Raw genomic sequence first — 3,610 nt, 5'->3', positions numbered from 1 at the left:
TGCCGGCCAGATCCAGGGCTTTTTCGACATTCCCACCGACAACCTCTATGCACTGCCGATCCTCGCGCGCGACATCAAGGCGCGACGCAACCTCGACAATGTCATGGTGGTCTCGCCAGATGTCGGCGGCGTTGTGCGGGCCCGCGCGCTCGCCAAGCGGCTCGACTGTCTTCTCGCCATCGTCGACAAGCGGCGCGAGCGGCCGGGCGAATCCGAGGTCATGAACATCATCGGCGAGGTCGAGGGCAAGGAATGCATCCTGATCGACGATATCGTCGATTCCGGCGGCACGCTCTGCAACGCCGCCGAGGCGCTCTTGAACAACGGCGCGCTCTCGGTAACCGCCTACATCACCCACGGCGTCCTGTCGGGGTCCGCCACCCAGCGCATCAGTTCCTCCAAGCTCGAAGAACTGGTGATCACCGACTCGATCCAGCCGCGCGGGGAGATGGTCGCCGCCAGCAATATCCGGGTGATCTCAACAGCCGCGCTGATCGGCGAGGCGATCAACAGGACGAGCCACGAATCCTCCGTCTCGAGCCTTTTCGACTAGCTCATCCAGAGCGGTTCCGCCTTTCGCGGACGCGCGGAACCGCTCTATCTCTTTGTAGTGACGCATTTTCTCAGACGTCAGATGTTCCCATCTGCTGGCGAATTACTTTAGCCTAATACGTGGCCGAAGACCAAGGTGCCGATGACCACCGCTGAAGCCATCAGGCCCTGTCCCCAGCGCACCGCCCGGCAGCTCAACACCTTGATATCCAAAGGCACGCCGCCGGCGGCGCCGCTGTTTCGGGCAGCCTGGGCCAGGCTCACAAGCAAAGTCTGCCCCGCGCCGAGCGCCATATTGTTGTTGATGCAGAAGATTGCGTATGCGCCGGCAATGGCGATCACGCGGGCCGTGCTGAACCCATCGCCGCTGCTGTAGGAGATGACATAGCCGGCCACGGCCAGGCTGACGGCCGAGAAATAGGCCCACAGCTTGTCGACAGCGTTGTTTTGCGCCTGAAACGCATCCAGCGCATCCTTGACGCTCAATGTCATCGCCCCTCTCCCGTCCGGCCCGTCCTCCAAGGAGCGCATGTCGCCGGAGAAAACGCAAGCCCGACAGTTGCGGAAGAGAGCGGAACCCGCAGGCGGAAGCCACGCCCGCCGTTCGGGACGTCCGGACCAACCGCCGTCAGCGACTCTGCACCGGCGAACGCCCGGCATCTCTCGCCGGCCTGCCAAAGGCGCCTTCATCAGTGACAATAGCTTCTATCTCGTCACGCGGCTTCGGCTTGCCGAAGTAATAGCCTTGGGCGCGCGGACAGCCTTCGTGCCGCAGGAATTCCAGTTGCTCTTCGGTTTCCACCCCTTCGGCGAGCACGCGTAGGCCGAGGCTTTCGCTGATGATGACGGTCGAGCGGACGATTGCGGCCGACAGAGTGTCATGCGGCAGGCCGGACACGAAGGAACGATCGACCTTGATCTTGTGGAAGGGAAACTGCTGCAGCGTCGCCAGCGACGAATACCCGGTTCCGAAATCATCCATGGCGATCTTGACCCCGAGCGCCCGCAACCGGGCGAAGGTCTCATGGGCCCGGTGGACATTCTCGACAATGCCGCTTTCGGTGAATTCGAGCTCAAGCCGGTCGGCCGGAAGCCCGCTCTCGCGCAGGATATCTCCCACCTTTTCCGGAAAATGCAGATCCGCAAGCTGCTGGGGCGCGACATTGACCCCGACCTGATAAGGCTGTTTCCAGTGCACCGCATCCATACAGGCCTCGCGCAGCACCCACTCCCCGAGCGTAACGATGAAGCCGGTCCTTTCGGCAAGAGGAATGAAATCATCGGGCGGGATCAGTCCGAGATCCTTGTGGAACCAGCGCAACAGAACCTCGAAACCGAAAATCGAACGATCGTCCGTCAGGTGCTGTTGCTGATAATAGAGCCGGAACTCGCCGTCCTCCAGCGCGCGGCGCATGTCGAGCGCCAGCGCGTTCATCTGCCGCTCTCCATGGTCCAGCGCCTCGTCGTAGAAGGCCAGCGTCCCGGCCTTGCCCCGCTTTGCCCGCTGCAGCGCGGCATCGACCCTGGCCACGAGTTCATCTGCAATCCGACCGTCGCCCGGATAAAGGGCGCAACCGCCATGAAGAATGATCTCGATCCGCTTGCCCTGCCATTCAAGCGGCTGCGCGATCTCGCTCATCACCCGGCGACAGACCTTCAGCACGTCCTGGCGATGCCGGTAGCCGCGCAGGAGAACCGCAAACTCGTCATTGCCTGCCCGCGCGACGAAGGCATCGCCCGGCAGGACGCCGACGATCTTCTGCGCGATAATGCCCAGAATGAAGTCGCCGGCGGCATTGCCGTGCACGACATTGATCTCCTTGAAGCCCTTGATGTCGAGAAATCCGACGGCGAACGACGTGTCGCTCCGGCTTTCCTCCAGCATGCGCTGCAATTCCTCGATCAGCGCGCGCCGGTTCGGCAGGCCGGTGAGCGCATCGTGCGCGCTGGCGCGGTGCAGTTGCGAGGAGACGATCTTGCGATTCTTCGCATCGAGCATCAACAGCCCGAGGCCGAGCACGATCACCATGCCCGCCGCCTGCGCGGCGAAGAAGGTCATTGTCTGCGGTTGCAGTCCATCGCCTTGAAAATGGATCGTGCCGTCGGGGACGACCGTGAGCCCGGCGAGGCTGACCATGTGGACGGCAAAGATCGCGAGCACCACGAGTGCGGTCGCCAAGGCCTGGTTCCAGCGCCCGGGAATGCGGTTCGCAGCGGAACTGGAAGCCACGCCGATGACCGCTCCCAGGACAAGCGAGGCCACGACATAGTCCGCGGACCAGACGAATCGTCCTGGGACATCGAAACCCGCCATGCCAATGAAATGCATCAGCGCGATGCCGAGGCCGAAGACCGCGCCGCCCGCTTCAACCAGCAGGGTTTTGCCGCCGCTGCAGACGATCAGCATGCCGAGCGTGGTGGTGGCGATCGCCGCCCCGAGCGACAGGAAGGTCAGTACCGGGTCGTAGGTGTGCGGCTGATCAAGCCTGTAGCCGAGCATCGCGGCAAAATGCGTGCACCAGATGGTCATGCCGCCGACAATGCCGGCCAGAAGCAGCCACAGCCAGGAATGGACCAGCGGCAGGGAGCGGACCCGCCCGACGAGGCTTATCGCCAGATAGGATCCCACAAAGGCGATGATCAGCGCGGCCGCAAGCGAGCGGCGCGTATGCTCGACAACAAGGCACGAGATGAGTGCGTCCACACGGTCCCCTCGGGCAACAAACCCCTAAAACAACGTCACTACGTCTATTATTAGCCCTTTGGATTTCGCCTTAACAGCAAAAAGCTAAGGTTGAAGCGGACCTTGCATTCAATCGCCGCCCCGGCGCGCTCCAGCCTTGCCTTTTCGCCGGGCCTCCTATATAGCCACCCCGTTCGCGCAGACACCCTTGGAGGCAGCGCGAATGAGGGCCTGGCCCTCCGTTTTGTCGGCGACAATGATTGCCGGCACAACGCTCCAGACAACCTGAAAGGAAATGCCATGAGCAACAACAGCTCTCTGCTCACGGCCGAAGCGCGCGAACGGGTCGGTAAGGGGTCCTCCCGCGAACTGCGC

At 62.6% G+C, this 3,610-nt stretch carries 3 protein-coding genes and 1 pseudogene; 2 read left to right on the top strand and 2 right to left on the bottom strand.

Annotated elements, in window-relative coordinates:
* Positions 1-553 (top strand): ribose-phosphate diphosphokinase (gene prs / locus AC5DC2_RS21300; protein ID WP_491699933.1); only part of this gene is annotated, 553 nt, incomplete at its 5' end.
* Between the two features lie 107 nt (positions 554-660).
* Here prs and AC5DC2_RS21295 read toward each other — a convergent pair.
* Positions 661-1,044, bottom strand: coding sequence for a hypothetical protein (locus AC5DC2_RS21295; protein ID WP_491699932.1), 384 nt, complete (start codon positions 1,042-1,044; stop codon positions 661-663).
* Between the two features lie 136 nt (positions 1,045-1,180).
* Positions 1,181-3,256, bottom strand: coding sequence for a putative bifunctional diguanylate cyclase/phosphodiesterase (locus AC5DC2_RS21290; RefSeq protein WP_491699931.1), 2,076 nt, complete (start codon positions 3,254-3,256; stop codon positions 1,181-1,183).
* A 102-nt stretch (positions 3,257-3,358) separates the two neighbouring features.
* On the opposite strand from AC5DC2_RS21290, the pseudogene AC5DC2_RS21285 reads away from it, so the two are divergent.
* A pseudogene (locus AC5DC2_RS21285) lies at positions 3,359-3,610 on the top strand (hypothetical protein); the annotation flags it as partial.

It is taken from the genome of Martelella sp. (assembly GCF_984369615.1).
The sequence above is the reverse complement of the archived record's forward strand: the minus strand, read 5'-3'. Positions and strand labels throughout refer to the sequence as shown.

Excerpts from the sequence above, each read along its gene's own strand:
- AC5DC2_RS21295 (WP_491699932.1), bottom strand. The coding sequence starts at position 1,044 with ATGACATTGAGCGTCAAGGATGCGCTGGATGCGTTTCAGGCGCAAAAC.